This is a genomic window from Zhihengliuella alba (assembly GCF_039538765.1).
GTDB lineage: Bacteria > Actinomycetota > Actinomycetes > Actinomycetales > Micrococcaceae > Zhihengliuella > Zhihengliuella alba.
On sequence record NZ_BAABCJ010000001.1, the window covers coordinates 1,026,026 to 1,051,861 of the forward strand.

The 25,836-nt window shown below is 67.2% G+C and carries 37 protein-coding genes and 1 pseudogene; 6 read left to right on the forward strand and 32 right to left on the reverse strand.

Translation table 11 applies throughout. The annotated features are described in order from the left end of the window. Nucleotides 1-288: 288 nt before the first annotated feature. Complete coding sequence (truA, locus tag ABD784_RS04540; protein ID WP_344880556.1) at nucleotides 289-1,230, reverse strand: tRNA pseudouridine(38-40) synthase TruA; 942 nt, start codon at nucleotides 1,228-1,230, stop codon at nucleotides 289-291. A gap of 230 nt (nucleotides 1,231-1,460) precedes the next feature. Here truA and ABD784_RS04545 point away from each other — a divergent pair, with 230 nt between their 5' ends. Next, nucleotides 1,461-1,649 carry a hypothetical protein gene (locus ABD784_RS04545; RefSeq protein ID WP_344880559.1) on the forward strand — a complete coding sequence of 63 codons (189 nt, stop codon included), beginning with the start codon at nucleotides 1,461-1,463 and terminating at the stop codon, nucleotides 1,647-1,649. 534 nt (nucleotides 1,650-2,183) lie between these two features. Here the strand turns inward: ABD784_RS04545 and rplQ are convergent. From rplQ to infA, 6 genes are all read right to left on the reverse strand, one after another. Further along, on the reverse strand, nucleotides 2,184-2,741 hold the full coding sequence (rplQ, locus tag ABD784_RS04550; protein ID WP_344880562.1) for a 50S ribosomal protein L17: 558 nt from the start codon (nucleotides 2,739-2,741) through the stop codon (nucleotides 2,184-2,186). A 93-nt stretch (nucleotides 2,742-2,834) separates the two neighbouring features. Continuing rightward, the gene (locus tag ABD784_RS04555; RefSeq protein WP_344880565.1) at nucleotides 2,835-3,842 is read right to left on the reverse strand and encodes a DNA-directed RNA polymerase subunit alpha; all 1,008 of its coding nucleotides are present in this window, start codon (nucleotides 3,840-3,842) and stop codon (nucleotides 2,835-2,837) included. A 173-nt stretch (nucleotides 3,843-4,015) separates the two neighbouring features. Further along, nucleotides 4,016-4,417: a 30S ribosomal protein S11 gene (gene rpsK / locus ABD784_RS04560; RefSeq protein WP_309081103.1), complete on the reverse strand. Its 402-nt coding sequence runs from the start codon at nucleotides 4,415-4,417 to the stop codon at nucleotides 4,016-4,018. 46 nt (nucleotides 4,418-4,463) lie between these two features. Further along, entirely contained in the window at nucleotides 4,464-4,838 is a 375-nt protein-coding gene (rpsM, locus tag ABD784_RS04565) for a 30S ribosomal protein S13 (protein ID WP_344880568.1), read from the reverse strand. A 156-nt stretch (nucleotides 4,839-4,994) separates the two neighbouring features. Then, nucleotides 4,995-5,108, reverse strand: a complete 114-nt coding sequence (rpmJ, locus tag ABD784_RS04570; protein WP_102159552.1) for a 50S ribosomal protein L36 — start codon at nucleotides 5,106-5,108, stop codon at nucleotides 4,995-4,997. 110 nt (nucleotides 5,109-5,218) lie between these two features. Continuing rightward, a complete protein-coding gene (gene infA, locus ABD784_RS04575; RefSeq protein WP_344880571.1) occupies nucleotides 5,219-5,440 on the reverse strand; it encodes a translation initiation factor IF-1 in 222 nt (73 codons plus the stop codon). A gap of 271 nt (nucleotides 5,441-5,711) precedes the next feature. Between infA and ABD784_RS04580 the strand changes: the two genes are divergently transcribed. The 3 genes from ABD784_RS04580 to ABD784_RS04590 all read left to right on the forward strand — a co-directional run bounded on the left by ABD784_RS04580 (nucleotide 5,712) and on the right by ABD784_RS04590 (nucleotide 9,177). After that, the gene (locus ABD784_RS04580; protein ID WP_344880574.1) at nucleotides 5,712-6,740 is read left to right on the forward strand and encodes a carbohydrate ABC transporter permease; all 1,029 of its coding nucleotides are present in this window, start codon (nucleotides 5,712-5,714) and stop codon (nucleotides 6,738-6,740) included. Beyond that, a complete protein-coding gene (locus ABD784_RS04585; RefSeq protein WP_344880577.1) occupies nucleotides 6,737-7,645 on the forward strand; it encodes a carbohydrate ABC transporter permease in 909 nt (302 codons plus the stop codon). The genes ABD784_RS04580 and ABD784_RS04585 overlap by 4 nt, the downstream gene beginning before the upstream one ends. A gap of 140 nt (nucleotides 7,646-7,785) precedes the next feature. Next, a complete protein-coding gene (locus ABD784_RS04590; protein ID WP_344880580.1) occupies nucleotides 7,786-9,177 on the forward strand; it encodes an ABC transporter substrate-binding protein in 1,392 nt (463 codons plus the stop codon). 115 nt (nucleotides 9,178-9,292) lie between these two features. Here ABD784_RS04590 and ABD784_RS04595 read toward each other — a convergent pair whose 3' ends face one another. Then, complete coding sequence (locus ABD784_RS04595; RefSeq protein WP_344880583.1) at nucleotides 9,293-10,000, reverse strand: winged helix-turn-helix transcriptional regulator; 708 nt, start codon at nucleotides 9,998-10,000, stop codon at nucleotides 9,293-9,295. A gap of 79 nt (nucleotides 10,001-10,079) precedes the next feature. Between ABD784_RS04595 and ABD784_RS04600 the strand changes: the two genes are divergently transcribed. Next, nucleotides 10,080-10,718, forward strand: coding sequence for a maleylpyruvate isomerase family mycothiol-dependent enzyme (locus ABD784_RS04600; RefSeq protein ID WP_344880586.1), 639 nt, complete (start codon nucleotides 10,080-10,082; stop codon nucleotides 10,716-10,718). Then, complete coding sequence (locus tag ABD784_RS04605) at nucleotides 10,715-11,356, forward strand: maleylpyruvate isomerase family mycothiol-dependent enzyme (RefSeq protein WP_344880588.1); 642 nt, start codon at nucleotides 10,715-10,717, stop codon at nucleotides 11,354-11,356. The genes ABD784_RS04600 and ABD784_RS04605 overlap by 4 nt, the downstream gene beginning before the upstream one ends. 7 nt (nucleotides 11,357-11,363) lie before the next feature. Here the strand turns inward: ABD784_RS04605 and map are convergent, their stop codons facing one another. The 24 genes and pseudogenes from map to tuf form a co-directional block, all read right to left on the reverse strand. Then, entirely contained in the window at nucleotides 11,364-12,197 is an 834-nt protein-coding gene (gene map / locus ABD784_RS04610) for a type I methionyl aminopeptidase (RefSeq protein ID WP_344880590.1), read from the reverse strand. A 91-nt stretch (nucleotides 12,198-12,288) separates the two neighbouring features. Next, a complete protein-coding gene (locus ABD784_RS04615; protein WP_344880593.1) occupies nucleotides 12,289-12,864 on the reverse strand; it encodes an adenylate kinase in 576 nt (191 codons plus the stop codon). After that, entirely contained in the window at nucleotides 12,861-14,165 is a 1,305-nt protein-coding gene (gene secY, locus ABD784_RS04620) for a preprotein translocase subunit SecY (RefSeq protein WP_344880596.1), read from the reverse strand. Before secY ends, ABD784_RS04615 begins: the two co-directional genes overlap by 4 nt. A 176-nt stretch (nucleotides 14,166-14,341) precedes the next feature. Next, nucleotides 14,342-14,797: a 50S ribosomal protein L15 gene (gene rplO / locus ABD784_RS04625; protein WP_344880600.1), complete on the reverse strand. Its 456-nt coding sequence runs from the start codon at nucleotides 14,795-14,797 to the stop codon at nucleotides 14,342-14,344. 2 nt (nucleotides 14,798-14,799) lie between these two features. Beyond that, nucleotides 14,800-15,006, reverse strand: a complete 207-nt coding sequence (rpmD, locus tag ABD784_RS04630; RefSeq protein WP_309081112.1) for a 50S ribosomal protein L30 — start codon at nucleotides 15,004-15,006, stop codon at nucleotides 14,800-14,802. A gap of 3 nt (nucleotides 15,007-15,009) precedes the next feature. Then, nucleotides 15,010-15,720 carry a 30S ribosomal protein S5 gene (gene rpsE / locus ABD784_RS04635; RefSeq protein WP_309081113.1) on the reverse strand — a complete coding sequence of 237 codons (711 nt, stop codon included), beginning with the start codon at nucleotides 15,718-15,720 and terminating at the stop codon, nucleotides 15,010-15,012. After that, nucleotides 15,717-16,088, reverse strand: coding sequence for a 50S ribosomal protein L18 (gene rplR, locus ABD784_RS04640; protein WP_309081114.1), 372 nt, complete (start codon nucleotides 16,086-16,088; stop codon nucleotides 15,717-15,719). Before rplR ends, rpsE begins: the two co-directional genes overlap by 4 nt. Before the next feature lie 2 nt (nucleotides 16,089-16,090). Continuing rightward, on the reverse strand, nucleotides 16,091-16,627 hold the full coding sequence (gene rplF / locus ABD784_RS04645; RefSeq protein ID WP_344880603.1) for a 50S ribosomal protein L6: 537 nt from the start codon (nucleotides 16,625-16,627) through the stop codon (nucleotides 16,091-16,093). Nucleotides 16,628-16,647: 20 nt separating this feature from the next. Next, nucleotides 16,648-17,046, reverse strand: a complete 399-nt coding sequence (gene rpsH / locus ABD784_RS04650; RefSeq protein ID WP_344880606.1) for a 30S ribosomal protein S8 — start codon at nucleotides 17,044-17,046, stop codon at nucleotides 16,648-16,650. 62 nt (nucleotides 17,047-17,108) lie between these two features. Then, nucleotides 17,109-17,672 (reverse strand): 50S ribosomal protein L5, encoded by a 564-nt coding sequence (rplE, locus tag ABD784_RS04655; protein ID WP_344880609.1) that lies wholly within the window; start codon nucleotides 17,670-17,672, stop codon nucleotides 17,109-17,111. Further along, nucleotides 17,672-18,034, reverse strand: coding sequence for a 50S ribosomal protein L24 (rplX, locus tag ABD784_RS04660; protein ID WP_344880612.1), 363 nt, complete (start codon nucleotides 18,032-18,034; stop codon nucleotides 17,672-17,674). The genes rplE and rplX overlap by 1 nt, the downstream gene beginning before the upstream one ends. 2 nt (nucleotides 18,035-18,036) lie before the next feature. After that, entirely contained in the window at nucleotides 18,037-18,405 is a 369-nt protein-coding gene (gene rplN, locus ABD784_RS04665) for a 50S ribosomal protein L14 (RefSeq protein WP_309081119.1), read from the reverse strand. A 361-nt stretch (nucleotides 18,406-18,766) separates the two neighbouring features. Beyond that, complete coding sequence (rpsQ, locus tag ABD784_RS04670; protein WP_344880614.1) at nucleotides 18,767-19,057, reverse strand: 30S ribosomal protein S17; 291 nt, start codon at nucleotides 19,055-19,057, stop codon at nucleotides 18,767-18,769. 2 nt (nucleotides 19,058-19,059) lie between these two features. Next, nucleotides 19,060-19,302, reverse strand: a pseudogene (gene rpmC / locus ABD784_RS04675) (50S ribosomal protein L29); the annotation flags it as partial. A 2-nt stretch (nucleotides 19,303-19,304) separates the two neighbouring features. Further along, a complete protein-coding gene (gene rplP / locus ABD784_RS04680; RefSeq protein ID WP_309081121.1) occupies nucleotides 19,305-19,721 on the reverse strand; it encodes a 50S ribosomal protein L16 in 417 nt (138 codons plus the stop codon). Further along, nucleotides 19,721-20,536, reverse strand: coding sequence for a 30S ribosomal protein S3 (gene rpsC, locus ABD784_RS04685; RefSeq protein ID WP_344880617.1), 816 nt, complete (start codon nucleotides 20,534-20,536; stop codon nucleotides 19,721-19,723). The genes rplP and rpsC overlap by 1 nt, the downstream gene beginning before the upstream one ends. Continuing rightward, complete coding sequence (gene rplV / locus ABD784_RS04690) at nucleotides 20,537-20,902, reverse strand: 50S ribosomal protein L22 (protein WP_309081123.1); 366 nt, start codon at nucleotides 20,900-20,902, stop codon at nucleotides 20,537-20,539. Between the two features lie 56 nt (nucleotides 20,903-20,958). Next, complete coding sequence (gene rpsS, locus ABD784_RS04695; RefSeq protein WP_344880620.1) at nucleotides 20,959-21,240, reverse strand: 30S ribosomal protein S19; 282 nt, start codon at nucleotides 21,238-21,240, stop codon at nucleotides 20,959-20,961. A gap of 12 nt (nucleotides 21,241-21,252) precedes the next feature. After that, on the reverse strand, nucleotides 21,253-22,092 hold the full coding sequence (rplB, locus tag ABD784_RS04700) for a 50S ribosomal protein L2 (RefSeq protein ID WP_344880623.1): 840 nt from the start codon (nucleotides 22,090-22,092) through the stop codon (nucleotides 21,253-21,255). 28 nt (nucleotides 22,093-22,120) lie between these two features. Then, entirely contained in the window at nucleotides 22,121-22,426 is a 306-nt protein-coding gene (gene rplW, locus ABD784_RS04705) for a 50S ribosomal protein L23 (RefSeq protein WP_344880626.1), read from the reverse strand. Further along, entirely contained in the window at nucleotides 22,423-23,025 is a 603-nt protein-coding gene (gene rplD / locus ABD784_RS04710) for a 50S ribosomal protein L4 (RefSeq protein WP_344880629.1), read from the reverse strand. The genes rplW and rplD overlap by 4 nt, the downstream gene beginning before the upstream one ends. A 4-nt stretch (nucleotides 23,026-23,029) precedes the next feature. Continuing rightward, the gene (rplC, locus tag ABD784_RS04715) at nucleotides 23,030-23,680 is read right to left on the reverse strand and encodes a 50S ribosomal protein L3 (RefSeq protein ID WP_344880632.1); all 651 of its coding nucleotides are present in this window, start codon (nucleotides 23,678-23,680) and stop codon (nucleotides 23,030-23,032) included. Between the two features lie 19 nt (nucleotides 23,681-23,699). After that, nucleotides 23,700-24,008 (reverse strand): 30S ribosomal protein S10, encoded by a 309-nt coding sequence (gene rpsJ / locus ABD784_RS04720; RefSeq protein ID WP_013349689.1) that lies wholly within the window; start codon nucleotides 24,006-24,008, stop codon nucleotides 23,700-23,702. Between the two features lie 526 nt (nucleotides 24,009-24,534). After that, nucleotides 24,535-25,725: an elongation factor Tu gene (gene tuf, locus ABD784_RS04725; protein WP_344880634.1), complete on the reverse strand. Its 1,191-nt coding sequence runs from the start codon at nucleotides 25,723-25,725 to the stop codon at nucleotides 24,535-24,537. Nucleotides 25,726-25,836: the final 111 nt, after the last annotated feature.

Below are 25,836 nucleotides of genomic sequence, written 5' to 3' on the forward strand. Positions count from 1 at the left end.
GCTGTGAGATCCATCGACGTTGCGCACGCTGTGTTACGAGTAGCGCTCTACCAGTTCATCAGGTGAGGACTGATTCCAACCGGCTTCCCTATTGCGCCTGCACACATCACAGACCAGGGCCCTGCAACTGGGCCGTCACGTGATATGCGGGATGTCAGGCAGAGGACACGCACTAGCAGCCTTTAACTTTACGCGACAAAGTGGTATCGACCAAACGCCGTGCGCCGCGCCACCGCGCGGATCCCGCGGACCGGGCCCGGCGGGGACCGCCGTCGCGCGGGCCGCTCCCTACTCGGGCGAGGCGCCCGCGGCCAGGCCGGGTACGACGTCGTGCGCCGCCCGCTTGGCACGGGTCTGCTCGGCGCGCGCAGCCAGGGCCTCGTCCCCCGGGTAGAGGACCTCCTCCAGCACCAGCGGATGCGGGGCGGCCAGAACCGTCCGGGAGTCCCGCGTCTGCTCGGCGAGACGGGCCGCGAGCCAGCCCGGGGCCTCCCGCCCGTCGCCCACCTTGAGGGTGGCGCCGATCAGGGCGCGCACCATGTTGTGGCAGAACGCGTCGGCGACCAGGCGGGCGGTGATGACGCCGTCGCTCCCCCGCGTGAAGGAAAACTCCTGCAGGGTGCGGATGGTCGTGGCGCCCTCGCGCGGCTTGCAGAACGTCAGGAAGTCGTAGCGGCCCAGGACGCTCGCGGCCTCGTGGTTCATGGCGTTGACGTCCAGCGGATCGCGGTGCCACAGGGTGATGCCCCGGGTCAGCGGGTCCCAGCACGCGGGGCCGTCGGCGATACGGTAGGAGTAGCGGCGGGCCAGGGCCGAGAAGCGGGCGTCGAAGCCCCGCGCGGCCAGCGCGGCCTCGTGGACCAGGACCCGGTGGCCGTCGCGGCCGAGGACGCCGCGCAGGCGGCGGAGCAGCGAGTACATCGGATCGATGTCCCGGCCGCGGGTCAGCTCGGCGACCTCCGCCTCCGTGAGGTCGAAGTGGACCACCTGGCCGCGCGCGTGGACCCCGGCGTCGGTCCGGCCGGCGACCGTGACGCGGACCGGTCGGCGGATCAGCAGGGCCAGCGCGTCCTCGAGACTCGCCTGCACGGTCGGCAGGTGCGGCTGGCGGGCCCAGCCGGAGAAGTCCGTGCCGTCGTAGGCGAGGCGCAGGCGGATCCGCGTCAGGGCGGGCGCGTCCGCGCCGGCAACGGTCAGGCCGGCCTCGGCGAGCAGGTCGGTATCGGGCATGCCGACCAGTCTAATGGCGGCCCGACGGCGCGAGCGGCGAGCCGCTCCCTCGACCGGCGTCGAGCCGATGACCGAAGAGTTATTGACTTTCGATAGGCACCGAGCGATTATCGATTGCAGGCCGCTGCGGCGCCCTGGGCCTGGTCCCTAGGTTGGGTTCGTCCCACGGGCACCGTGTCGTTCCCGCCCGACGTCACCGTCCGCCCTACTCGCCCACCGAAGGACTCATCATGCGCTACCTGCTCGCCATACTCATCATGGCCGTCGGCCTCAGCCTCGGGGCCATGGGCTTCGTCTACGGCGAGGCGGACGACTCCCCCGGCCTGCAGGGCCTCAGCGCCCTGCTCGCCATCGCAGCCGTCGTCCTCGGCGTGCGGATCCTGCGCCGTCGGCGTCGTCGCAGCGAAGCGCGGATGTAGTCGCACCCGGCTGAAGCCACCGGACCCGCCCCCCTCGGGGCCGGCGCCCCGCGGCCGCGCCCGTCGAGATCGCGTCTGGCGACGTGGCGTCCGTCGACGTTGCGCTCGTACAGGATCCGCGCATCGACGTCGCGAAGCACCACGTCCGCGGCCTCGACGTCGCACTCCTACATCCCCAGCCACCTCTTCGCCTGCAGGATTGCGACCCCGATCCTTCGATGTCGCCGCCGCCCGCCTGCGGCGTCGGGCCTCTGCCACCCGACACGCGAGATGCGCGGACAGCACGCCGGGCCTCGCGAGATGCCGGACCAGCACCGCATCGGACCGCAGACCGGTGCTCGACCGGCATTTCGCGGACGGTGACGTGCTGGGGTGGACCCTGGCGGGCCGACTCGTGCCGGGAACGCACGTCGCGACCGACCCGGCCGACCGCCGTCGTCGTCGTCAGGGAACCGGCAGGCTCCGAACGCAGAGAAGGTCCGCACCCAGGGGGTGCGGACCTTCTTCAGCAGCTGCCGGGAGCGGCGAGGGACCTTACTTGGTCTCCTCGGCCTTCTCCTCGGTGGCCTCGGCGGTCTCGGTCTCCTCGACCGGGGCCTCGGTGGCCTCCGGAGCCTCGGTCTGCGCGACCTCGGTCTCCTCGACCTGCGGCTCCTCCACCGGAGCGGACTTCGCGGCGGCCTTCTCGGCCTCGGCCACGACGCCCTGCTTCGGGGACAGCGGCTCCATCACCAGGGAGATGACGGCCATGGGGGCGTTGTCGCCCTTGCGGTTGCCGATCTTCGTGATGCGGGTGTAGCCGCCGTCGCGGTTGGCCATGACCGGTGCGATGTTCTCGAACAGCTCGTGAACGATCGACTTGTTGGTGCGGCTGCGCGAGGCGATGGCGCCCTGGACGCGACGACGCGAGGCCAGGTCGCCACGCTTGGCGAAGGTCACCAGGCGCTCGGCGTACGGGCGCAGGCGCTTGGCGCGGTGCAGCGTGGTGGTGATCTGCTTGTGCTCGAACAGCTGGGCAGCCAGGTTGGCGAGCATCAGGCGCTCGTGGGCGGCACCGCCGCCGAGACGCGGGCCCTTAGCGGGGGTAGGCATTGGTATTTCTCCTCAAATGGAGTCCGAGCTCCGCATCCTCGCGGCGGGGAGACTGGACTGTAAACATCAAAGTGGGTGAGTCAACCGGGAAGGTTAGAACTCTTCTTCAGCGTGCTCGGGCTCGTCCTCGAGCGAGGCGGCGTGCGCGGCCAGATCGTAGCCTGGAGGGGAATCCTTCAGGTTCAGACCCAGGTCGATCAGCTTGGCCTTGACCTCGTCGATGGACTTGGCACCGAAGTTCCGGATGTCCATCAGGTCGGCCTCGGAGCGTGCAACGAGCTCACCCACGGTGTGGATGCCCTCGCGCTTGAGGCAGTTGTACGAGCGGACCGTGAGGTCCAGGTCCTCGATCGGCAGAGCCATGTCGGCAGCCAGGGCGGCGTCCGTCGGCGACGGGCCGACCTCGACGGTCTCCGACTCGCGGTTCAGCTCGTGGAAGAGACCGAACAGGCCGACCAGCGTGCCGCCGGCCGAGGCGACGGCATCGCGCGGGGCGATGGCCGACTTGGTCTCGACGTCCACGATCAGCTTGTCGAAGTCCGTGCGCTGCTCCACGCGAGTCGCCTCGACGCGGAAGGTGACCTTCAGAACCGGGGAGTAGATGGAGTCGACCGGGATACGGCCGATCTCTGCATCTGCGCTCTTGTTCTGCGAGGCGGACACGTAGCCGCGGCCGCGCTCGATGGTCAGCTCCAGATCGAACTTGCCATCGGCGTTCAGCGTCGCGATGTGCAGGTCCGGGTTGTGGAACTCCACGCCGGCGGGCGGCGTGATGTCGGCAGCCGTGACGACGCCCGGGCCCTGCTTGCGCAGGTAGGCCACAACCGGCTCGTCGTGCTCGGAGGACACAGCGAGGTTCTTGATGTTGAGGATGAGCTCGGTGACGTCTTCCTTCACACCCTGAACGGTGGTGAACTCGTGCAGCACGCCGTCGATGCGAACACTGGTGACAGCGGCACCGGGGATCGACGACAGCAGCGTGCGGCGGAGCGAGTTGCCCAGGGTGTAGCCGAAGCCCGGCTCCAGCGGCTCGATGGTGAACCGGGAGCGGTTCTCCGAGACGACTTCTTCGGTGAGGGTGGGGCGCTGTGCAATAAGCACTTACATTTCCTTTCAGCGAGCGTCCGCTATATGACGCAACACATGTGGGTGGAAACGACGTTGGCCGATGTTGGCGTCCGTCTTTGAAGTGAGTTGACGCTCCCGTCGGGACCGCCGCCGTCGTCTCCTCTCAGAGCACGACGGCGGCGGTCACCTGACGCGATGGCGGCAACTTAGACGCGGCGACGCTTCGGCGGACGGCAGCCGTTGTGCGCGCTCGGGGACACGTCCTGGATGGACCCGACCTCGAGGCCAGCGGCCTGCAGCGAGCGGATTGCGGTTTCGCGGCCCGAGCCCGGGCCCTTCACGAAGACGTCGACCTTCTTCATGCCGTGCTCCTGAGCGCGCTTCGCAGCGGACTCGGCAGCCATCTGAGCGGCATACGGGGTCGACTTGCGGGAGCCCTTGAATCCGACCTCACCGGCGGAAGCCCACGAGATGACAGCACCGGTCGGGTCCGTGATGGACACGATGGTGTTGTTGAAGGTGGACTTGATGTGGGCCTGGCCCAGGGCGATGTTCTTCTTGTCCTTGCGACGCGGCTTACGCGCCGCTCCACGAGTCTTTGGGGGCATTGAGATGTACTCCTACGAAATTTTGGCTTAGTGGGCTCCGCTAGATTTAGCGGGCCTTCTTCTTACCGGCGACGGTGCGCTTCGGGCCCTTGCGGGTGCGCGCGTTGGTCTTGGTGCGCTGACCGCGGACCGGGAGGCCCTTGCGGTGGCGGATGCCCTCGTAGGAGCCGATCTCGACCTTCCGGCGGATGTCGGCTGCCACTTCGCGGCGGAGGTCGCCTTCAACCTTGAAGTTGCCTTCGATGAAGTCGCGCAGCTGGAGCAGCTGCTCATCGGAGAGGTCCTTGACGCGCGTGTTCGGGTCGATGCCCGTTTCCGCGATCGTCTGTTCTGCACGGGTCTTGCCCACGCCGTAGATGTAGGTGAGCGCAATGATCACACGCTTCTCGCGCGGGATGTCTACGCCAGCGAGACGAGCCATAACGGTTTGTCTTCTTTCTGATGATGCGGAGGTCTAGAGCAGTACGTCCGGTGGTTCCACCGGTCCCCGGCCTCCGTGCCGGGGGTGTGCGTCCCGCGTAGTGGACGCTGCACTGCCGAAATTACTAACTACGCGCAGGGGTTCCCGAGCAGGGAATTAGCCCTGGCGCTGCTTGTGGCGTGGGTTGTCGCAGATCACCATGACCACGCCACGACGGCGGATCACTTTGCACTTTTCGCAGATCGGCTTCACGCTAGGGTTGACCTTCAAGGTTTCTTCCTTTTGCGATGTGTTTGAGTGGAGCAGCAAGCGTTGCGCCCAGCTCCGGGCAGTCCTGACTCGAGAGCCAAGCACGACCGGCGATGCGCGCGGCGCAGCCCTTACTTGTAGCGGTAGACGATTCGGCCGCGATTGAGGTCGTACGGGCTGAGCTCAATCACGACCCGGTCCTCGGGGAGGATCCGGATGTAGTGCTGACGCATCTTGCCCGAGATCGTGGCAAGCACGGTGTGTCCGTTGGGCAGCTCGACGCGGAACATCGCGTTCGGCAGCGCCTCGGACACAGTGCCCTCTACCTCGATGACACCTTCTTTCTTGGCCATATCCTCCGCTAACGTTTGTGCCGGTTGCCTGGGCCCCGGCGCTGATGTTTACTGGTCGCCCCGGTCTCCAGGCCCGCCGCATCGGGGATGCAGCGTTTTGGGCATGGCTATAGAGACAACCAACAGTCAAGGTTACTCCGTCACCGCACGAATCTGAAATCGAGGCGACGAGAGGCCTAACACAGCCTGATCGCAAGGCTTCGCATTCCCGACACCGCGTGTTCAAACGGCGTCCATCCCCGGAGCACGAACCGCTGGGAGTGTGCTCCTCATGACCTCCCAGACCATCGATCCGGGCGCGCCCCCGGCCGGCCCGTCGGATGCCGGTCCGAACAGCACCGTCCCGAGCAGCGCCGTCCCCCACAGCGCCGTTGCCGCGCGGTTGGAGCCGCGGACCGTGGATCCGCGGGACTACCGGATCCGCAGCCGCCGCACCCGGCGCGACCGCTGGATCTTCCTCGCCTTCGCCCTGCCGAACATCGCCCTGATCCTCGTGTTCACCTACCGGCCGCTGATCGCGAACCTCAACTACTCCACGCTGGACTGGACGCTCGGCTCCCCGACGGCCACCGCCGTCGGACTGGGGAACTACGAGCGGTTCCTCTCCTCGGGCGACGCGGCCGACGTCCTCGGCACCACCCTGGTCTTCACGCTGGCCACCGTGGGCGGCTCGATGCTGCTCGGCCTGGCCGTGGCCTTCGCGCTGAACCAGCGCCTGCGCGGCACCACCTTCGCGCGCTCGGCCGTCTTCGCGCCCTACGTGCTCTCCGGCGTGGGCATCGGCCTGGTCTGGCTGTTCATCTTCGATCCCGTGTACGGCGTCCTGTCCTGGATCCTGCGCCAGGCGGGGATCGCGAGCCCGCAGTGGATCAACGATCCGCAGCTGGCCCTGGTCATGGTGATCGTGGTCTACGTCTGGAAGAACCTCGGCTACTGCGCCGTGGTGTACCTCGCCGGGCTGCAGTCGCTCAGCCGCGACGTCCTGGAGGCCTCGGCCCTGGACGGGGCCTCGGGGTGGCGGCAGCTGGTCAGCATCAAGCTGCCCCTGCTCTCCCCCACCACGTTCTTCCTGTCCATCACGTGCCTGCTCTCCTCCCTGCAGGCCTTCGACCTCATCCGGATCATGACGCCGCTGGGCCAGGGCACCTCCACGCTGGTGTACGAGGCGTACCTGCAGGCCTTCGGCGGCTACAACCGCGCCGGCTACTCGGCCGCGATCTCCACCGTCCTGTTCGTCATCCTGCTGGCGGTCACGCTGCTGCAGCTCCGCTTCGTCGAGAGGAAGGTGCACTACTCGTGAGCACCCCCGTCCTCCCCGCCCCCGCCGGCCGGACCGGGGAGCACCGCACCGAGGACCACGACGCCGAAGCGCACCGCCCGGGCGAGCCCCGGGCCCGCCGTCGCGGCGGCTACGTCCCGCTGGTCCTGTCCGTGGCCATGGTGTTCCTGCCGCTGGCCTGGATGGTGCTGAGTTCGCTGAAGCCGGCCCAGGAGATCGTCACCACGCAGCTCAGCCTGCTGCCGCAGCAGCCCACGCTGGAGAACTACGCCACCGCGATGAGCTCGGTCCCCTTCGGGACGTTCTTCCTGAACTCGGTGATCGTCACGGCCGTCGGCTCCGTCATCAAGGTGTTGCTGGCGATCCTGACCGCCTACGCGCTGGTGTTCGTCCGGTTCCCCTTCAAGAACGCGATCTTCGTCCTCATTCTGGTGGCCCTCATGGTGCCGCCGCAGGTGTCCGTGCTCCCGAACTTCCTGCTCGTCACCGAGCTCGGCGGGCGCAACACCCTGTGGGGCATCATCCTGCCGGGCCTGGGCACGGCCTTCGGCACCTTCCTGCTGCGCCAGCACTTCCTGACGCTGCCCGGGGCCCTGGTGGAAGCGGCGGAGGTGGACGGCGCCGGGCACTGGAAGCGGCTGTGGCACATCATCGTCCCGGTCTCCATGCCGTCCATCGCGACCGTCGCCCTCGTCACGATCGTGAACGAGTGGAACGAGTACATCTGGCCGCTCATCATCGTCGACAGCCCCGACGTCATGACGCTCCCCGTCGGCCTGACCCTGCTGCAGAACTCCGAGGGCAACGCGGCCTGGGGCGTGCTCATGGCCGGCGCCGTCCTCGTGATCGTCCCGGTCCTCATCGTCTTCGCCCTGCTGCAGCGGCACATTGTCGCCGGGCTCACCCAGGGGTCCGTCACCGGCTGACCGCCCGCACCCTCCGAGCCGGCCTCCCGGCCGCCGCTCTCCCCCGCCGTTCCACCCACCTGCTGTTCCACCCACCTCGTTCCACCTCAACATCATCCGCCCTCCACCGGCTCGCCCGAGCCAACAACCGAAAGGCCACCATGCCCGCGAACCAGCTCGTCCTCCCGAACTCCGACCCGTCCCGCGGCCTCGGTCGCCGCCGCTTCCTGTCGCTCGCGGCGCTGGGCGGGGCCACCGCCGCCCTCGCGGCCTGCGGCGGCCCGTCCACGGCGTCCGGCGGGGCCGCCCAGGCGTCCGCCGCCGTCGACTTCAGCGGCGTGACCCCCGCCGCGCAGATCGACTTCTGGTCCAACCACCCCGGTCAGTCCCAGGCGGTGGAGAAGGAGCTGATCGCCAAGTTCGAGGCCGCCCACCCCGACATCAAGGTCAACCTGGTGACGGCCGGCTCCAACTACGAGGAGATCGCCCAGAAGTTCCAGTCGACCCTCACGGCGAAGTCGGGGCTGCCCGCCGTCGTGGTGCTCTCCGACGTCTGGTGGTTCCGCTACTACATGGACCGGACGATCGTCCCGCTGGACCCCATGATCTCCGCGCTCGACTGGGACCTGTCCGACTACCAGGACTCGCTCGTCGCCGACTACCAGTACGACGGCGCCCAGTGGGCCATGCCGTACGGACGCTCGACGCCGCTGTTCTACTACAACAAGGAGCACTTCGCGGCCGCCGGCCTGCCGGACCGGGCCCCGGAGACGTGGGCCGAGTTCGGGCAGTGGGCGCCCGAGCTCATGGCCTCCGGCCGCGGCGTGGACGGCTTCCTGCACGCCTTCATGTACCCGGACGTGGCCGGCTACGCCGGGTGGACCATGCAGAACAACCTCTGGGGCGAGGGCGCCGCCTGGTCCGACGAGTGGGAGATCGCGTGCGACTCGGACGCCGCCGTCCAGGCCTTCCAGTGGATGCAGGACTCGGTGTACACGCACGGGTGGGCGGGCGTCTCCTCTTCCGACGCGGCGGCCGACTTCTCCTCCGGCGCCGTGTCCTCCACCCTCCTCTCGACCGGCTCGCTGGTGGGCGTGCTGGAGAACGCCCAGTTCGACGTGGGCGTGGGCTTCCTGCCCGGCGGGAGCGTCGAGGGCCCCGTCTGCCCGACCGGCGGCGCCGGGCTCGGCATCCCGTCCGGCGTCACGCCGGAGGAGCAGCTGGCCGCGGCCCTGTTCATCAAGTTCGTCGGCGAGCCCGAGAACACCGCGGCCTTCTCCGCCGCCACCGGCTACCTGCCGAACCGGAAGTCGGCGGACCTGAGCTCGGTGCTGGCCGAGGTCCCCCAGCTGCAGACCGCCGTCGACCAGCTCGCCGTCACCCGCGTCCAGGACTACGCGCGCGTGTTCCTTCCCGGCGCCGATCAGGAGATGGCCAAGACCGCCACGGCGATCCTGACCCAGCAGGCCGATCCAGCGGGCGCCCTGTCCGAGCTCCGCGAGACGCTCGAGGGGATCTACGAGAACGACGTCGCGCCGAAGCTCCAGGCCTGACCGCCCGCCGCCTCGGTCGCTGCTTCGCTCGCTACCTAGCTCGCTGCCTAGCTCGCTGCCTCGCTCGTCGCGCAGCCCCGTCAGCCCGACCCGGCGCTGGCGGGGCTGCGCCGCATCACCCGACGCTGGCAGGGCTGGCGGGGCCGCGCAGCGCGGTGGCGCCGACGAGCCGCCGCACCGCCCCGGGGTCACCGGAGACGGTCACCCCGGGCAGATCGTCCAGCGGGACGCCTCCGATCAGGCAGGCCTTCCAGTCCCGCGTCGTCGCGGCGATCCAGGCGTCGGCCCGCGACGGGTCGCCCGCCTCGTCCCGGACCACGCTGGTGCCCTGCTCCGAGACCAGCGCCGTGTAGCCGACCGGATCCGCCCCCTCTCGCCGGGAGTCGGTGAGCAGCAGCGAGATCCGCTGCTCCCCCGCCGGCCCCGGCACCGGCCGCGCGTGGGCGCGCATGGCCAGGACCACCGTGTCGGGACTCATGTCCGCCTCGATCGGGAGCGCCGGCGAGGAGACCGCCCAGCGGGACAGCGCCGTGTTGACGTCCTCCAGGGCGTAGCCCCACTCCGTGAGCTCGTAGACCTCCACCCGGGCGGGCGCCGGGAGCCGGCGCCGCACGGCGATGCCGCTGGACTCGAGTCCCTGGAGCCGCTGCGTGAGCACCGCCGGGCCGATCCCGAGGACGTCCCGCTGCAGGTCGGAGAAGCGTTTGGGGCCCAACAGCAGTTCCCGGACCACGATCATCGTCCATCGCTCGCCCACCAGATCCAGGGCGTGGGCGGCCGCGCAGCCGTCGTTGTAGGAGCCGTAGGAGCGTCGGGAAGCCATTGACACATCGTACTACTGCTGCAGTAGTGTCGACTTCATTAGTAGTAGCGTTCCTCGTGGGGCGCTCGAGGGGAGCGATATGAGCACATCCCGACCAGTCTGGCCCACGGTGCACACCGAGCGCCGGCGCCTCGTCCGCGACCTCGCCGGGCTTTCGCCCGAGCAGTGGCGGACGCCCTCGCTCTGTCCCGGCTGGGACGTGCACGACGTCGTGGCCCACCTCGTCGACTCCGCCCGCTCCGGCCGCCTGGCCTTCGTCCGGGACCTGGTGCGGGCGGGCTTCGACTTCGACCGGGCCAACGAGCTTGGGATCGCCCGGTCCAGGCGACCCTCTCCCCAGGAGACACTCGCGGACCTCGAGGCCTCAGCCGGCCTCGAGCGCACGCCCCCGGCCAGCCCCGCCACCCGACTCGTCGAGGGCGTTGTCCACGGCGAGGACATCCGGCGCCCCCTCGGCCTGACCGGGGACTACCCGGCGGAGGCCGTCACCCGGGCCATCGACTACCAGGTCCGCACGCCGGTCTCCTTCGGCGGCGGACGCGAGCGCGTCGCGGGCCTGCGCCTCGTCGAGTCCGGCACGGGCACGGCGTGGGGCTCCGGCGACGACGTCGTCGCGGACGGCGTGGACCTGCTGCTGGCCGTCTCCGGCCGCCCGATCGATGCCGACCGCCTCTCGGGCCCCGGCGCTCCCCGACTTCACGGGACGGCCGCGGCATGAAGCAGCAGGACGACGAGCTGTGGGCCCTCGCGCACGCCGAGCGGGCCGCCCTGGCGGACGACCTCGCCGGCCTCTCGGCAGAGCAGTGGCGGCACCCGACGCTCTGCGGGGCCTGGAATGTCGAGGACGTCGTGGCGCACCTGACGGCCGCGGCGAGCATCGGCCAGTGGGCGTGGATCCGCAGCATGGTCGGCGCCCGGTTCCGGCCGGACCTGCACAACCAACGGCGGCTGGAGGAGCACCGCGGCGCCACCCCGGAGGAGACGCTGGCTCGCTTCCGCGGGGTGATCGGCAGTACCACGGCGCCGTCCGGTCACACGCCCGCCTACCTCGGCGAGGTCCTCGTCCACGCGCAGGACATCCGGCACCCGCTGGGCCTCGACCACTCCCCCAGCGTCGAGGCGCTCACTCCCGTCGCGGAGTTCTTCGCAGCCAACGACTTCACCGTCTCCAGCCGGAAGACGGCGGCGGGCCTGGAGCTCCGCGCGGACGACGGCCCCTTCGCCGCGGGTTCCGGCCCCGCGGTCTCCGGTCCGACGCTCGCGCTGGTCATGGCGATGGCGGGCCGGGCGGTCTATCTCGAGCAGCTCGACGGCCCCGGGCTGCCCACGCTCCGCTCGCGCGTCCCCACCCGCTGACGTCCGGCTACGGCTGGATCGGCGACGGCGTGACGCCGTACTTCGCGAGGCGCTCCGCCCCGCCGTCGTGCGCGGTGAGCACCCAGATCCCCGCCATGGTGACGGCGACCGTGTGCTCCCACTGGGAGGCCCGGCTGCGGTCGGTCGTGACGATCGTCCAGTCGTCCTCGAGGACGGCGGTCTCGATGTCGCCGCGCACCAGCATCGGCTCGATCGCCAGGCACATGCCCGGCTTGACCCGCGGGCCCCGGTGACCGGAGCGGTAGTTCAGCACGTCCGGCGGCATGTGCATCTCGGAGCCGATGCCGTGGCCGACGTAGTCCTCGAGGATCCCGAGCCGGGCGCCGTCCTGCTCGGAGACGTAGTCGTCGATCGCCTCGCCGATCTCGCCCACGAAGCGCGCCTCGGCCAGCGCCGCGATGCCGCGCCACATGGCCTCCTCCGTGACGTCGGAGAGACGCTGGTCCGCGGGGTCGGCGGTGCCGACGATGACGGTGCGGGCCGAGTCGGCGTGCCAGCCGTCCACGATGCAGCCGCCGTCGATCTTCAGCACGTCGCCGTCCTGGAGCACCCGCTCCCCCGGGATGCCGTGGACGACCTCCTCGTTGACGGACGCGCAGATCGTGGCGGGGAAGCCGTGGTAGCCCTTGAAGTTGCTGGTGGCGTGGTGCCCGGTGATGACGGACTCGAACACCTGGTCCAGCTCCGCCGTCGTCTTGCCGACCGCCGCCGCGGCGACGGTGGCGTCCAGCGCCTCGGCCAGGATGAGGCCGGCCTCGCGCATCTTGAGGATCTGGGGGTTGGACTTGTACTCGATCTTGGACGAGCGGATGAAGCTCATGGAGTTCCTATCGGTGGAGCAGGTGGGACGGCAAAGACGGCAGCCCTCGCGGTGCGTGCGAGGGCTGCCGTCCGGGTGAGTCGGGTGCCGGTCAGGCTGCGGGCTGTCCGAGGGCGTCGAGGACGCGGGCGGTGACCTCGTCGATCTCGCCGATGCCGTTCACCTCGCGGACGATGCCGCGCTCGCGGTAGCGCTTCACGACGACCTCGGTCTGCTCGTGGTACAGCGCCAGGCGGTGGCGGATGACGTCCTCGGTGTCGTCGGCGCGGCCCTCGACGGCCGCGCGCTTGAGCAGGCGCTCCACGAGCTCCTCGTCGTCCGCGGTGAGCTGCAGGACGGCGTCCAGCTCCTGGCCGTTCTCGGCGAGGATGCTGTCCAGCTCGTCGACCTGAGGCGAGGTGCGTGGGTAGCCGTCCAGCAGGAACCCGTCCTTGACGTCCTCCTGCTGGAGCCGGTCGCGGACCATGTTGTTGGTGACCGAGTCCGGAACGAAGTCGCCGGCGTCGATGTACTTCTTGGCCTCGAGGCCCAGCGGGGTCCCGCCCTTGACGTTGGCGCGGAAGATGTCGCCGGTGGAGATGGCGACGACGCCGAGGCGCTCGGAGATCCGAACGGCCTGGGTGCCCTTGCCCGAACCTGGGGGGCCGACAATGAGGAGACGTGTCATCGCAGGAGTCCTTCGTAGTGTCGCTGCTGCATCTGAGCATTGATTTGCTTGACGGTCTCAAGGCCCACACCGACCATGATGAGGACCGAGATGCCGCCAAAGGGGAAGTTCTGGTCGGCGTTGATCAGCACGAAGGCGATCAACGGGGTCAGCGCGATCACGCCCAGGTACAGGGACCCCGGGAAGGTGATGCGGCTGAGGACGTACTGCAGGTACTCCGCCGTGGGCCGGCCCGCGCGGATGCCGGGGATGAAGCCCCCGTACTTCTTCATGTTCTCCGCGACCTCCGTGGGGTTGAAGGTGATGGAGACGTAGAAGTAGGTGAAGCCGATGACCAGGAGCACGTAGACCGCCATGTACAGCGGGCTCGAGCTGCTCATGTACGTCCCGAGCCAGGTGGCCCAGCCCGGCTGCGGCCCCTCCGGGTTGGAGTTGAACTGCACCAGCATGCCGGGCAGCGCGAGGATCGAGGACGCGAAGATCACGGGGATCACGCCGGCCATGTTGACCTTGATCGGGATGTACGTGGACGAGCCGCCGACGGTGCGGCGCCCGACCATGCGCTTGGCGTACTGCACCGGGACCCGGCGCTGGGACTGCTCCACGAAGACGATGCCCGCGATGACCAGCAGGCCGATCGCGATCACCGCGGCGAAGACGCCCCAGCCCTGGGCGGAGGCGATGGCGCCCATCGAGGACGGGAAGCCGGCCGCGATGGAGACGAAGATCAGCATGGACATGCCGTTGCCGATGCCGCGCTCGGTGATCATCTCGCCCATCCACATGATGACGATCGTGCCGGCCGTCAGCGTGAGGATCATCAGCAGGATGATCAGCAGGTGCTGGTCCGGGACCACCGGGAACTGGCAGCCGTTGAAGAGCATGCCGCTGCGGGCGAGCGAGACCAGGGTCGTCGCCTGCAGCAGGCCGAGGGCGATGGTCAGGTAGCGCGTGTACTGGGTCAGCTTCGACTGACCGGCCGAGCCCTCCTTGTGGAGCTCCTCGAAGCGTGGGATCACCACGCGGAGCAGCTGCACGATGATGGACGCCGTGATGTACGGCATGATGCCCATCGCGAAGATCGAGACCTGCAGGAGTGCGCCACCGCTGAAGAGGTTGACGAACTCGTAGACGCCACCCGAGGTGTTGCCCAGTGCCAGGCACCGCTGGACGTTGCCGTAGTCCACACCGGGGGTCGGGATGAAGACACCGAGGCGATAGATCGCGATGATCCCAAGCGTGAACAACAACTTGCGTCGCAAGTCAGGCGTCCGGAAGATCCGGGCAATGGCGCTGAACAAGCGTCCTCCTGAGAACTGTGGGGGCGTACGGGGGCGGAATGCCCGTTGAAGTCTACCGGCAATCGTGACGCGGCGCTCACATTAGGCTCACCCGAGAGTGAAATAGGGGTTAAACAGCGAGCCCCCGGCCGACGCAGTGCGCGTCGGCCGGGGGCTCGCCTAGCCGTGGGCCAAGCCTAGAGCTCGGTCACGGAGCCGCCTGCGGCGGCGATCTTCTCAGCGGCGGACTTCGAGAAGGCGTTGGCCTTCACGTCCACCTTGACGGTGATGTCGCCGGTGCCGAGGACCTTGACGGGCTGGTTCTTGCGAACGGCGCCCTTCTGGACCAGGGACTCGACGGTGACCTCGCCACCCTCGGGGAAGAGCTCGTTCAGCTTGTCGAGGTTCACGACCTGGAACTCGACGCGGAACGGGTTCTTGAACCCGCGGAGCTTCGGCAGGCGCATGTGCAGCGGCAGCTGCCCGCCTGCGAAGCCGGCCTTGACCTGGTAACGAGCCTTGGTGCCCTTGGTACCGCGGCCTGCCGTCTTGCCCTTGGATGCCTCGCCGCGACCCACACGGGTCTTCGCGGTCTTGGAACCCTCGGCGGGACGCAGGTGGTGAACCTTGAGAGCCGATTCGTTCTTAGCCATGATTACTTCGCCTCCTCAACCTGAACGAGGTGCCGAACCGTGTTGATCATGCCCACGGTCACGGCGTCGGCGTCACGGACCACGGTGTGGCCGATGCGCTTGAGACCGAGCGAACGCAGGGTATCGCGCTGGTTCTGCTTGCCACCAATGGTGGACTTGGTCTGGGTGATGGCCAGCTTGGTGTCGCTGGGGACCAGGTTCTTCGCCATGGGCTAGGCACCTGCCTTCTGATCATTGAGGGTGCGCAGCATCGCTGCCGGCGCGACCTCGTCCAGAGCCAGTCCACGGCGCGCGGCCACGGCGGCCGGCTCCTCGAGGCCCTTCAGAGCAGCGATGGCGCCGTGCACCATGTTGATCTGGTTGGCAGAGCCCATGGACTTGGACAGGACATCGTGGATACCGGCGCACTCGAGCACGGCGCGGATCGGGCCACCGGCGATAACGCCGGTACCCGGTGCGGCCGGGCGGAGCAGGACGACGCCGGCAGCGGCCTCGCCCGTCACCAGGTGCGGGATGGTGGTGCCGACGCGGGGGACGCGGAAGAAGTTCTTCTTCGCCTCCTCGACACCCTTGGCGATGGCCGCGGGAACTTCCTTGGCCTTGCCGTAGCCGACGCCGACCAGGCCGTTGCCGTCTCCGACCACCACGAGGGCGGTGAAGCTGAAGCGACGGCCGCCCTTGACGACCTTGGAGACGCGGTTGATGGTCACAACGCGCTCGAGGAACTTGTCCTTGTCGTCGTTGCGGCTGTCGCGCGAATCGCGGCCACCACGGCCACGACCCTCGCCACGGCCACGGCCTTCGCCCCGGCCGCGACCCTCGCCACGACGGCCACCGGTGTTCTCGGCCTGGCCGGTCGCCTGGGCGGTCTGCTCAGTAGCTTCAGACACCTGGGTTTCCTTCTCGTTAGTTGCTTCGCTCACAGTGCCAGCCCACCTTCACGTGCGCCGTCGGCAACCGCGGCCACACGGCCGTGGTACTTGTTGCCGCCGCGGTCGAAGACGACCTCCTCGATGCCGGCAGCCTTGGCGCGCTCGGCGACCAGTTCGCCGACGCGCTTGGCCTTGGCGGTCTTGTCGCCGTCGAACGCGCGCAGGTCGGCTTCCATGGTGGAAGCGGAGGCCACGGTCACGCTGCGGCTGTCGTCCACGATCTGGACGAACATGTGACGCGTGGACCGGGTGACGACCAGGCGCGGACGCGCGGTCGTGCCGGCCAGCTTCTTGCGCAGGCGCAGGTGGCGGCGGCCGCGAGCCGCGGCTTTGCTCTTACCCTTGATACCGATAGCCATATCTACTTACCAGCCTTTCCGACCTTGCGGCGGATCTGTTCGCCTTCGTAGCGGACGCCCTTGCCCTTGTAGGGGTCGGGGCGACGCAGCTTGCGAATGTTGGCGGCGACCTCGCCGACGCGCTGCTTGCTGATGCCGGAGACGACGACCTTGTTGGCACCCTCGGCGGCGAGCGTGATGCCCTCCGGCGCGGTGACGGTGATCGGGTGCGAGTAGCCGAGGGCGAACTCGAGGTCCTGGCCCTTGGCCAGCACGCGGTAACCGGTGCCGTGGATTTCCAGCTTCTTGGTGTAACCCTCGGTGACGCCCTGGATCATGTTGGCGATCAGCGTGCGGCTCAGGCCGTGCAGCGAGCGGGCCTCACGGGAGTCGTCGGGGCGGGACACCGTGATGGTGCTCTCCTCGATCGAAACCGTGATGGGGTTAGCGATGGTCTGGGACAGTTCGCCCTTGGAACCGCGGACCTTCACGACGTTGCCGTCGATCGTGACCTCGACGCCGGACGGGACGGTGATTGGACGTACTCCAATACGGGACATGTGTCTGTTCTCCCTTCCCGTTACCAGACGTAGGCGAGGACTTCCCCACCCACACCCTTCTTGGCTGCCTGGCGGTCCGTCAGCAGACCGGAGGACGTGGACAGGATGGCGATGCCGAGGCCGCCCAGCACGTGCGGGAGGTTCGTGGACTTCGCGTACACGCGAAGGCCCGGCTTCGAGATGCGGCGGATGCCGGCGATCGAGCGCTCGCGGCTCGGGCCGAACTTCAGGGTGATGGTCAGCGTCTTGCCGACCTCAGCTGCCTCTTCGGCGTAGTCGGCGATGTAGCCCTCGCGCTTGAGGATCTCCGCGACGCGCATCTTCAGCTTCGACGACGGCATGGAGACCGAGTCATGGAAAGCCGAGTTGGCGTTGCGCAGACGAGTCAGCATATCTGCGACAGGATCTGTCATAGTCATGTGGGCTTCAGCCCTTCCTCGTTGTGGTTTCCGCGATCAGTGCGGACCTGCAACGTAGTTGTCTAGTTTTCGGTCTTGAACGGGAAGCCCAGCGCCTTGAGCAGCGCGCGGCCTTCCTCGTCCGTCTTGGCGGTGGTCACCACAGTGATGTCCATGCCGCGGACCCGGTCGATGCGGTCCTGGTCGATCTCGTGGAACATCGACTGCTCCGTCAGACCGAAGGTGTAGTTGCCGTTGCCGTCGAACTGCTTGCCGTTGAGGCCGCGGAAGTCGCGGATACGCGGCAGCGCCAGGGTGACCAGGCGGTCGACGAACTCCCACATGCGATCGTTGCGCAGCGTGGTGTGCGTACCGATCGGCATGCCCTCGCGCAGCTTGAACTGGGCGATCGACTTGCGGGCACGGGTGACGACCGGCTTCTGGCCGGTGATCTGGGTGAGGTCGCGGACAGCGCCCTCGATGAGCTTCGAGTCCTTGGCGGCCTCGCCGACACCCATGTTCACGACAACCTTGGTCAGGGTCGGGACCTGCATGACGTTGGCGTACTCGAACTCCGCCTGGAGAGCGTCGCGGACCTCGCCGAGGTACTTGCCCCGGAGTCGCGGCTGAATCTTCACATCAGTCATTACAGAGCCTTTCCGGAAGCCTTGGCGTAGCGAACGCGCACGGTCTTCTTCACGCCATCCTTCTCGACGGTCTCCTCGCGGAAACCAACACGAGTCGGCTTGTTCGACTCAGGGTCGACCACCGCAAGGTTGGAGATGTGGATCGGCGCCTCGACGACCTCGATGCCGCCGGTGGCGCCACCCGATGCGTTCTGACCGGCCTTGACGTGCTTGGTCACGCGGTTGATGCCTTCGACGATGGCGCGGTTGGTCTCCGGGAAGACCTTCAGCACCTTGCCCTGCTTGCCGCGGTCTCCGCCGCGGTCCTGCTTGGCGCCGTTGAGGACCTGGACCAGGTCGCCCTTCTTGATCTTTGCACCCATGGTTACAGCACCTCCGGAGCCAGGGAAACGATCTTCATGAACTTCTTGTCGCGAAGCTCGCGTCCGACCGGGCCGAAGATACGGGTACCGCGCGGCTCGCCGTCGTTCTTCAGAATGACGGCTGCGTTCTCGTCGAACTTGATGTAGGAGCCGTCCGCACGGCGGCGCTCCTTCTTGGTACGAACGATGACGGCCTTGACGACGTCACCCTTCTTGACGTTGCCGCCAGGGATTGCATCCTTGACGGTGGCGACAATCGTGTCGCCGATGCCTGCGTAGCGACGGCCAGAGCCACCGAGAACACGGATGGTCAAGATTTCCTTGGCACCAGTGTTGTCGGCAACCTTGAGTCGCGACTCCTGCTGAATCACTATCTGCTCCTGTCGTCTCGCTGGTTCTCGCTGGGAGCCTTGCGGAACGGATATGTACCGCCCGCGACTGGCGCTTACCCCTGCTTCGAAACAGCGCGGACGTGAGTCAGCTGCATGAGTGAAGCAGGGCCGAGGCGAATATCGCGGGGCCGTGCCGTGGCGGCCGTTGCCGGCTCCTGCCACGAATGTCCGACGCCGGGGTGGATAGTCCCGACGCACAGAGCGCACAGATCTCCCAGTCTAGGCCATGTTGGCGCATCGCGCCAATCCCGTGATATAGGCCCGGGTACGACGACGGCGGCCCCCGCCTCGGGTGAGGTGGGGGCCGCCGTGGTCTGCAGTCCGTCGAGTGACGAGAGGGCTACTTGGCCTTCTCGACGATCTCGACGAGGCGCCAGCGCTTGTCCGCGGACAGCGGACGGGTCTCGGCGATGACCACCAGGTCGCCGATGCCGGCGGTCTGGTTCTCGTCGTGGGCCTTGACCTTCTTGTTGCGGCGCATGACCTTGCCGTAGAGGGAGTGCTTCACGCGATCCTCCACATCGACGACGATGGTCTTCTGCATCTTGTCGGAAACCACGTACCCGCGAAGGGTCTTGCGGTAACCGCGGGCCTCTGCCTGCTCAGCCACTGCGTTCTCCTTCTCGCTCATTACTTGGCGTCCTCTGCGGGTGCGGCCTGACGGATGCCCAGCTCGCGCTCGCGCAGCACCGTGTAGATGCGGGCGATGTCGCGCTTGACAGTCTTCAGGCGACCGTGGTTTTCCAGCTGGCCGGTGGCGGACTGGAACCGGAGGTTGAACAGCTCCTCCTTGGCCTTCTTCAGCTCCTCGACGAGGGCTGCGTCGTCGAGACCATTCAACTTCTCGACAGCAAGGTCCTTAGAACCGATTGCCATTCTCATTCACCACCCTCACGACGCACGATGCGAGCCTTCATCGGCAGCTTGTGGATCGCCAGGCGCAGAGCCTCGCGAGCCACTTCTTCATTGACACCGGAGAGCTCGAACATGACGCGTCCCGGCTTGACGTTGGCGACCCACCACTCCGGCGAACCCTTACCGGAACCCATGCGGGTCTCGGCAGGCTTCTTCGTCAGCGGACGGTCCGGGTAGATGTTGATCCAGACCTTGCCGCCACGCTTGATGTGGCGGGTCATGGCGATACGAGCGGCCTCGATCTGGCGGTTCGTCACGTAGGCCGGAGTGATGGCCTGGATGCCGTACTCACCGAAAGACACCGTGGTGCCGCCCTTGGCAGCGCCGCTCCGCTTGGGGTGGTGCTGCTTGCGGTACTTAACTCGGCGTGGGATAAGCATTACGCCTGTCCTCCTTCTGCGGCGGCCGGCGCCTGGGCGGCCGGAGCCGTTTCGGGCTTGCCACCGGTGTTGCGGTCGTTACGACGGCGGCGCTCGCCACCGGCACGGGGACCACGGTCACGGTCGCCACCGCGGCCGCGGGCCGGAGCGGCGGCAGCCTGGGCTGCGAGCTCCTTCGCGGTCACGTCGCCCTTGTAGATCCAGACCTTCACGCCGATGCGGCCGAAGGTGGTCTTGGCCTCGAACTTGCCGTAGTCGATGTTCGCCCGCAGGGTGTGCAGCGGCACGCGACCCTCGCGGTAGAACTCCTTGCGGGACATCTCGGCGCCGCCGAGACGGCCGGAGCACTGGACACGGATGCCCTTGGCGCCGGCGCGCATCGCACCCTGCATGGCCTTCTTCATCGCGCGGCGGAACGCCACACGCGAAGCAAGCTGCTCGGCGATGCCCTGGGCGACCAGCTGAGCCTCGATCTCGGGATTCTTGACCTCGAGGATGTTCAGCTGCACCTGCTTGCCCGTGAGCTTCTCGAGCTCGCTGCGGATGCGCTCGGCCTCGGCACCGCGGCGGCCGATGACGATGCCCGGGCGGGCGGTGTGGATGTCGACGCGGACGCGGTCACGCGTACGCTCGATCTCCACCTTGGCGATACCGGCACGCTCCATGCCGGTGGTCATGAGCTCGCGGATCTTCACATCTTCTTTAACGAAGTCCTTGTAGCGCTGACCGGGCTTGCTCGAATCGGCGAACCAGTGCGACACGTGGTCGGTCGTGATGCCGAGGCGGAAACCGTTCGGGTTGATCTTCTGACCCATTTACTTCTCCCCACCCTTCTCCGGGCTGGACACAACCACCGTGATGTGGCTGGTCCGCTTGTTGATGCGGAACGCGCGGCCCTGGGCCCGCGGCTGGAACCGCTTCATGGTGGCACCCTCGTTCACGAAGGCCTCGCTGATGACCAGCTCGTCCTCGTTGAACGCAACACCGGCACGGTCGGCTGCGACGCGAGCGTTCGCGACCGCCGATGCGACTACCTTGTAGACCGGCTCCGAAGCGCCCTGCGGGGCAAACTTCAGAATCGCCAGAGCCTCATTCGCCTGCTTGCCACGAACAAGGTCGACGACGCGCCGGGCCTTCATAGGCGTCACGCGGATATGGCGCGCAATAGCCTTGGCTTCCATTGCTTTCCTTCTCTCGTCTTTCGAAGAAGTGCAAATGCCTCCGGTCCCCGAGGGGACTAGCGGCGCTTGCCCTTCTTGTCGTCCTTCACGTGGCTGCGGAAAGTCCGCGTCAGAGCGAATTCGCCGAGCTTGTGCCCGACCATCGACTCGGTGATGAACACCGGCACGTGCTTGCGGCCGTCATGTACGGCGATCGTGTGCCCGAGCATGTCGGGGACGATCATCGAACGGCGGGACCACGTCTTGATGACGTTCTTGGTGCCCTTTTCGTTCTCAGCCAGAACCTTGAGGAACAGGTGCTGATCTACGAAGGGGCCTTTCTTCAGGCTGCGTGGCATGTCTCCAGGCTCCTATCGCTTGTTCTTGCCAGTACGACGACGACGCACAATGAGCTTGTCGCTTTCCTTGTTCGGGCGGCGCGTGCGGCCTTCCTTCTTACCGTTCGGGTTGACCGGGTTACGGCCACCGGACGTCTTGCCCTCACCACCACCGTGCGGGTGGTCGACCGGGTTCATGGCCACACCGCGGACGGTCGGGCGGATGCCCTTCCAGCGGTTACGGCCGGCCTTGCCCCAGTTGATGTTCGACTGCTCGGCGTTGCCGACCTCGCCGATCGTCGCGCGGCAGCGGACGTCGACGTTGCGGATCTCGCCCGAGGGCAGACGCAGCTGGGCGAACTTGCCCTCGCGGGCCACCAGCTGGATGGAGGCACCGGCCGAGCGGGCCATCTTGGCACCGCCGCCCGGACGCAGCTCCACGGCGTGGATGACAGTACCCACCGGGATGTTGCGCAGCGGGAGGTTGTTGCCCGGCTTGATGTCGGCGTTGGGGCCGGCCTCGACCGCATCGCCCTGGGAGAGCTTGTTCGGGGCGATGATGTAGCGCTTCGTGCCGTCCACGTAGTGGAGCAGCGCGATGCGGGCCGTGCGGTTGGGGTCGTACTCGATGTGAGCGACCTTCGCCGGCACGCCGTCCTTGTCGTGACGACGGAAGTCGATCAGACGGTAGGCGCGCTTGTGGCCGCCACCCTTGTGACGGGTGGTGATCTTGCCGCTGTTGTTGCGACCACCGGACTTAGTCAGCGGGCGAACCAGCGACTTCTCCGGAGTGGTCCGGGTGATTTCTGCGAAGTCGGCAACGGACGAGCCACGGAGGCCCGGCGTTGTCGGCTTGTACTTACGGATTCCCATTTTTATTCCTCGTTAAAGTGGTCTCCGCTTAGGAAAGCGGACCGCCGAAGATGTCGATAGTGCCTTCCTTCAGCGACACGATCGCACGCTTGGTAGCCTTGCGCTCGCCCCAGCCGAAGCGGGTGCGCTTGCGCTTCCCGGCACGGTTGATGGTGTTGACCGAGGCAACCTTCACGCCGAAGATCTTCTCCACGGCGTTCTTGATCTCGGACTTGTTCGAGCGCGGGTCGACCAGGAAGGTGTACTTACCCTCGTCGATCAGGCCGTAGCTCTTCTCGGAGACGACGGGAGCAATGATCACGTCGTGCGGAGTCTTGGTGAAGGCGGCGCTCACTTGGCTTCCTCCTTGTTGACCAGGGCATCGAAGGCAGCCTTGGTGAAGACCACGTCATCGGCGACCAGCACGTCGTACGTGTTGAGCTGGTCGACGTAGATCACGTGGACGTCGGTGAGGTTGCGCACGGAGAGTGCTGCAACGTCATCGGCGCGGTCGATGACAACGAGCATGTTCTTGCGCTCGGTGAGAGCGCGAAGGGTTGCCAGCGCTTCCTTGGTGGACGGCTTGGTGCCGGCCACGAGGGACTCGATGACGTGGATGCGCTCGTGACGAGCGCGATCCGACAGAGCACCGCGGAGCGCGGCGGCCTTCATCTTCTTGGGGGTCCGCTGCGAGTAGTCGCGCGGGGTCGGGCCGTGCACGATGCCGCCGCCGGTCATGTGCGGGGCGCGGATCGAGCCCTGACGAGCCCGGCCGGTGCCCTTCTGCTTGAACGGCTTGCGGCCTGCACCCGAAACCTCGGCGCGGGTCTTCGTCTTGTGCGTACCCTGGCGAGCCGCGGCCAGCTGGCCAACGACGACCTGGTGCAGCAGCGGGACATTGGTCTGGACGTCGAAGATCTCGGCGGGGAGATCGACCTTCACAGAGTTAGCCATTTGGTTATGCTCCCTTCACGGCAGAGCGCACGAGGACGACCTGGCCGCGGGCGCCGGGAACGGCACCCTTGATCAAGAGGAGGTTCTTCTCGGCATCCACAGCGTGAACCGTGAGGTTCTGCGTGGTGTGGCGAACGGCGCCCATGCGGCCAGCCATGCGCAGGCCCTTGAAGACGCGGCCCGGGGTGGACGCGCCACCGATGGAACCCGGCTTACGGTGGTTCTTGTGCGCGCCGTGCGAAGCGCCGACGCCGGAGAAGCCGTGACGCTTCATGACACCGGCGAAGCCCTTGCCCTTGCTCTTTCCGACGACGTCGACCTTCTGGCCGGCCTCGAAGATCTCGACAGAGAGTTCCTGGCCGAGCTCGTAGGAGCCGGCATCAGCAGTGCGCAGTTCGACGACGTGGCGACGCGGCGTGACACCGGCGGCCTCGAAGTGGCCGGCGAGCGGCTTGGTGACCTTGCGCGGGTCGATCTGGCCGAAGCCGATCTGGAGCGCGGTGTATCCGTCGCGGTCTGCGTTGCGCAGCTGGGTCACGACATTGGAGTCGGCCTGGACGACGGTGACCGGGATGAGCTTGTTGTTCTCATCCCACACCTGGGTCATGCCGAGCTTCGTGCCCAGCAGGCCCTTGACATTACGGGTTGCGGTCATAGTCTCTCAGCACCTCCCCTTAAAGCTTGATTTCGATGTTGACGTCAGCCGGAAGGTCGAGACGCATGAGCGAGTCGACGGCCTTCGGAGTCGGATCGACGATGTCGATCAGGCGCTTGTGGGTGCGCATCTCGAAGTGCTCGCGGCTGTCCTTGTACTTGTGGGGCGAACGGATGACGCAGTACACGTTCTTCTCCGTCGGCAGCGGCACGGGGCCGACTACGGTTGCGCCTGCGCGCGTGACCGTCTCTACGATCTTCCGGGCAGAAACGTCAATGACCTCGTGGTCATACGACTTCAGCCGGATGCGGATTTTTTGTCCCGCCATGGCGTCATGCCTCTTTCTGATAGCACTCTCTGTACAGTTGCTGTGCCCTAGACGTGGTCCTCGTCGGACCGGCACGCCTCGCACGGACTGAATCCGGATGAATCCGGGTTCCTCACCCCGCCGAGGTCCGACCCCCGCGGTCGGGCGTGTCGCTAACTCTTCTCAGAGTTGCCTGCCGTAGGGGGATCTTCAGTTGCGCTCTGTTCGCTCCAGTCGGCCACTCCCCCGCCCCGGGCATTATCCCGGGCGGGGAGCTGGCTCCGTCGGAGCCGGCCTGCGGACCATGTCCTGGTACCGGACACGGCTGACCGCAGGCAAAGCAAATGAACAACTTGTCTAGTGTGCCATGCCCGGCCGCGGCGCTGCAACTCGGGGCCTCCCCCGCACCGCTCGCCGGCGCGTGAGATCCCTCATGGCCGGCCCGCCCCGGCGGCCGGTGCCGGCGTTAACGGCGAGAGGACCCCGCCGCCTTCCGGCGACGGGGTCCTCTCGTGCGATCCTGCGGATCTACAAGAAGGTCGGAACCTTACTTGATGATCTTGGTGACGCGGCCCGAGCCAACGGTGCGGCCACCCTCGCGGATAGCGAAGCCGAGGCCCTCTTCCATGGCGATCGGCTGGATGAGCTCAACGGTCATCTCGGTGTTGTCGCCCGGCATGACCATCTCGGTGCCCTCGGGCAGCGTGATGACGCCGGTGACGTCGGTGGTGCGGAAGTAGAACTGCGGGCGGTAGTTCGAGTAGAACGGGTTGTGACGCCCACCCTCGTCCTTGGACAGGATGTAGACGTTCGCCTCGAAGTTCGTGTGCGGGGTGATCGAGCCCGGCTTCACGATGACCTGGCCGCGCTCGACGTCCTCGCGCTTGATGCCGCGGAGCAGCAGGCCACAGTTCTCGCCGGCCCATGCCTCGTCGAGCTGCTTGTGGAACATCTCGATGCCGGTGACCGTGGTCTTCTGGACCGGACGGATGCCGACGATCTCGACCTCGGAGTTGATGCCGAGGGTACCGCGCTCGGCGCGGCCCGTCACGACGGTGCCGCGGCCGGTGATGGTGAAGACGTCCTCGATCGGCATGAGGAACGGCTTGTCGCGGTCACGGACCGGAGTCGGGATGTACTCGTCGACTGCCTCCATGAGGTCCTCGACGGCCTTGACCCACTGCGGGTCGCCCTCGAGAGCCTTCAGGCCGGAGACGCGGATGACGGGTGCGTCGTCGCCGTCGAACTCCTGGGAGGACAGCAGCTCGCGGACCTCCATCTCGACCAGGTCGAGCAGCTCTTCGTCGTCGACCATGTCCGACTTGTTCAGCGCCACGAGCAGCTTCGGCACGCCGACCTGGCGGGCCAGCAGCACGTGCTCGCGGGTCTGGGCCATCGGGCCGTCGGTGGCGGCCACAACGAGGATGGCGCCGTCCATCTGAGCAGCACCGGTGATCATGTTCTTCACGTAGTCAGCGTGACCCGGGGCGTCGACGTGGGCGTAGTGACGCGCCTCGGTCTGGTACTCGATGTGCGCGATGTTGATGGTGATGCCGCGCTGGCGCTCCTCCGGTGCGGAGTCGATGGCGCCGAAATCGCGCTGCTCGTTCAGATCCGGGTACTTGTCAGCAAGCACCTTGGAAATGGCAGCAGTCAACGTGGTCTTACCGTGGTCAACGTGACCAATGGTGCCGATGTTGACGTGCGGCTTAGTCCGCTCGAACTTTGCCTTCGCCACAGGTTCCTCCTAGAACATAGTCAGAAGACTTACCCTCGCCCACGCGGTTCGTGGACGAAACTCATGCAAGTCTAATGGGGGCTGGTTTGTTTCGCTAAATTTGCTTTCCGC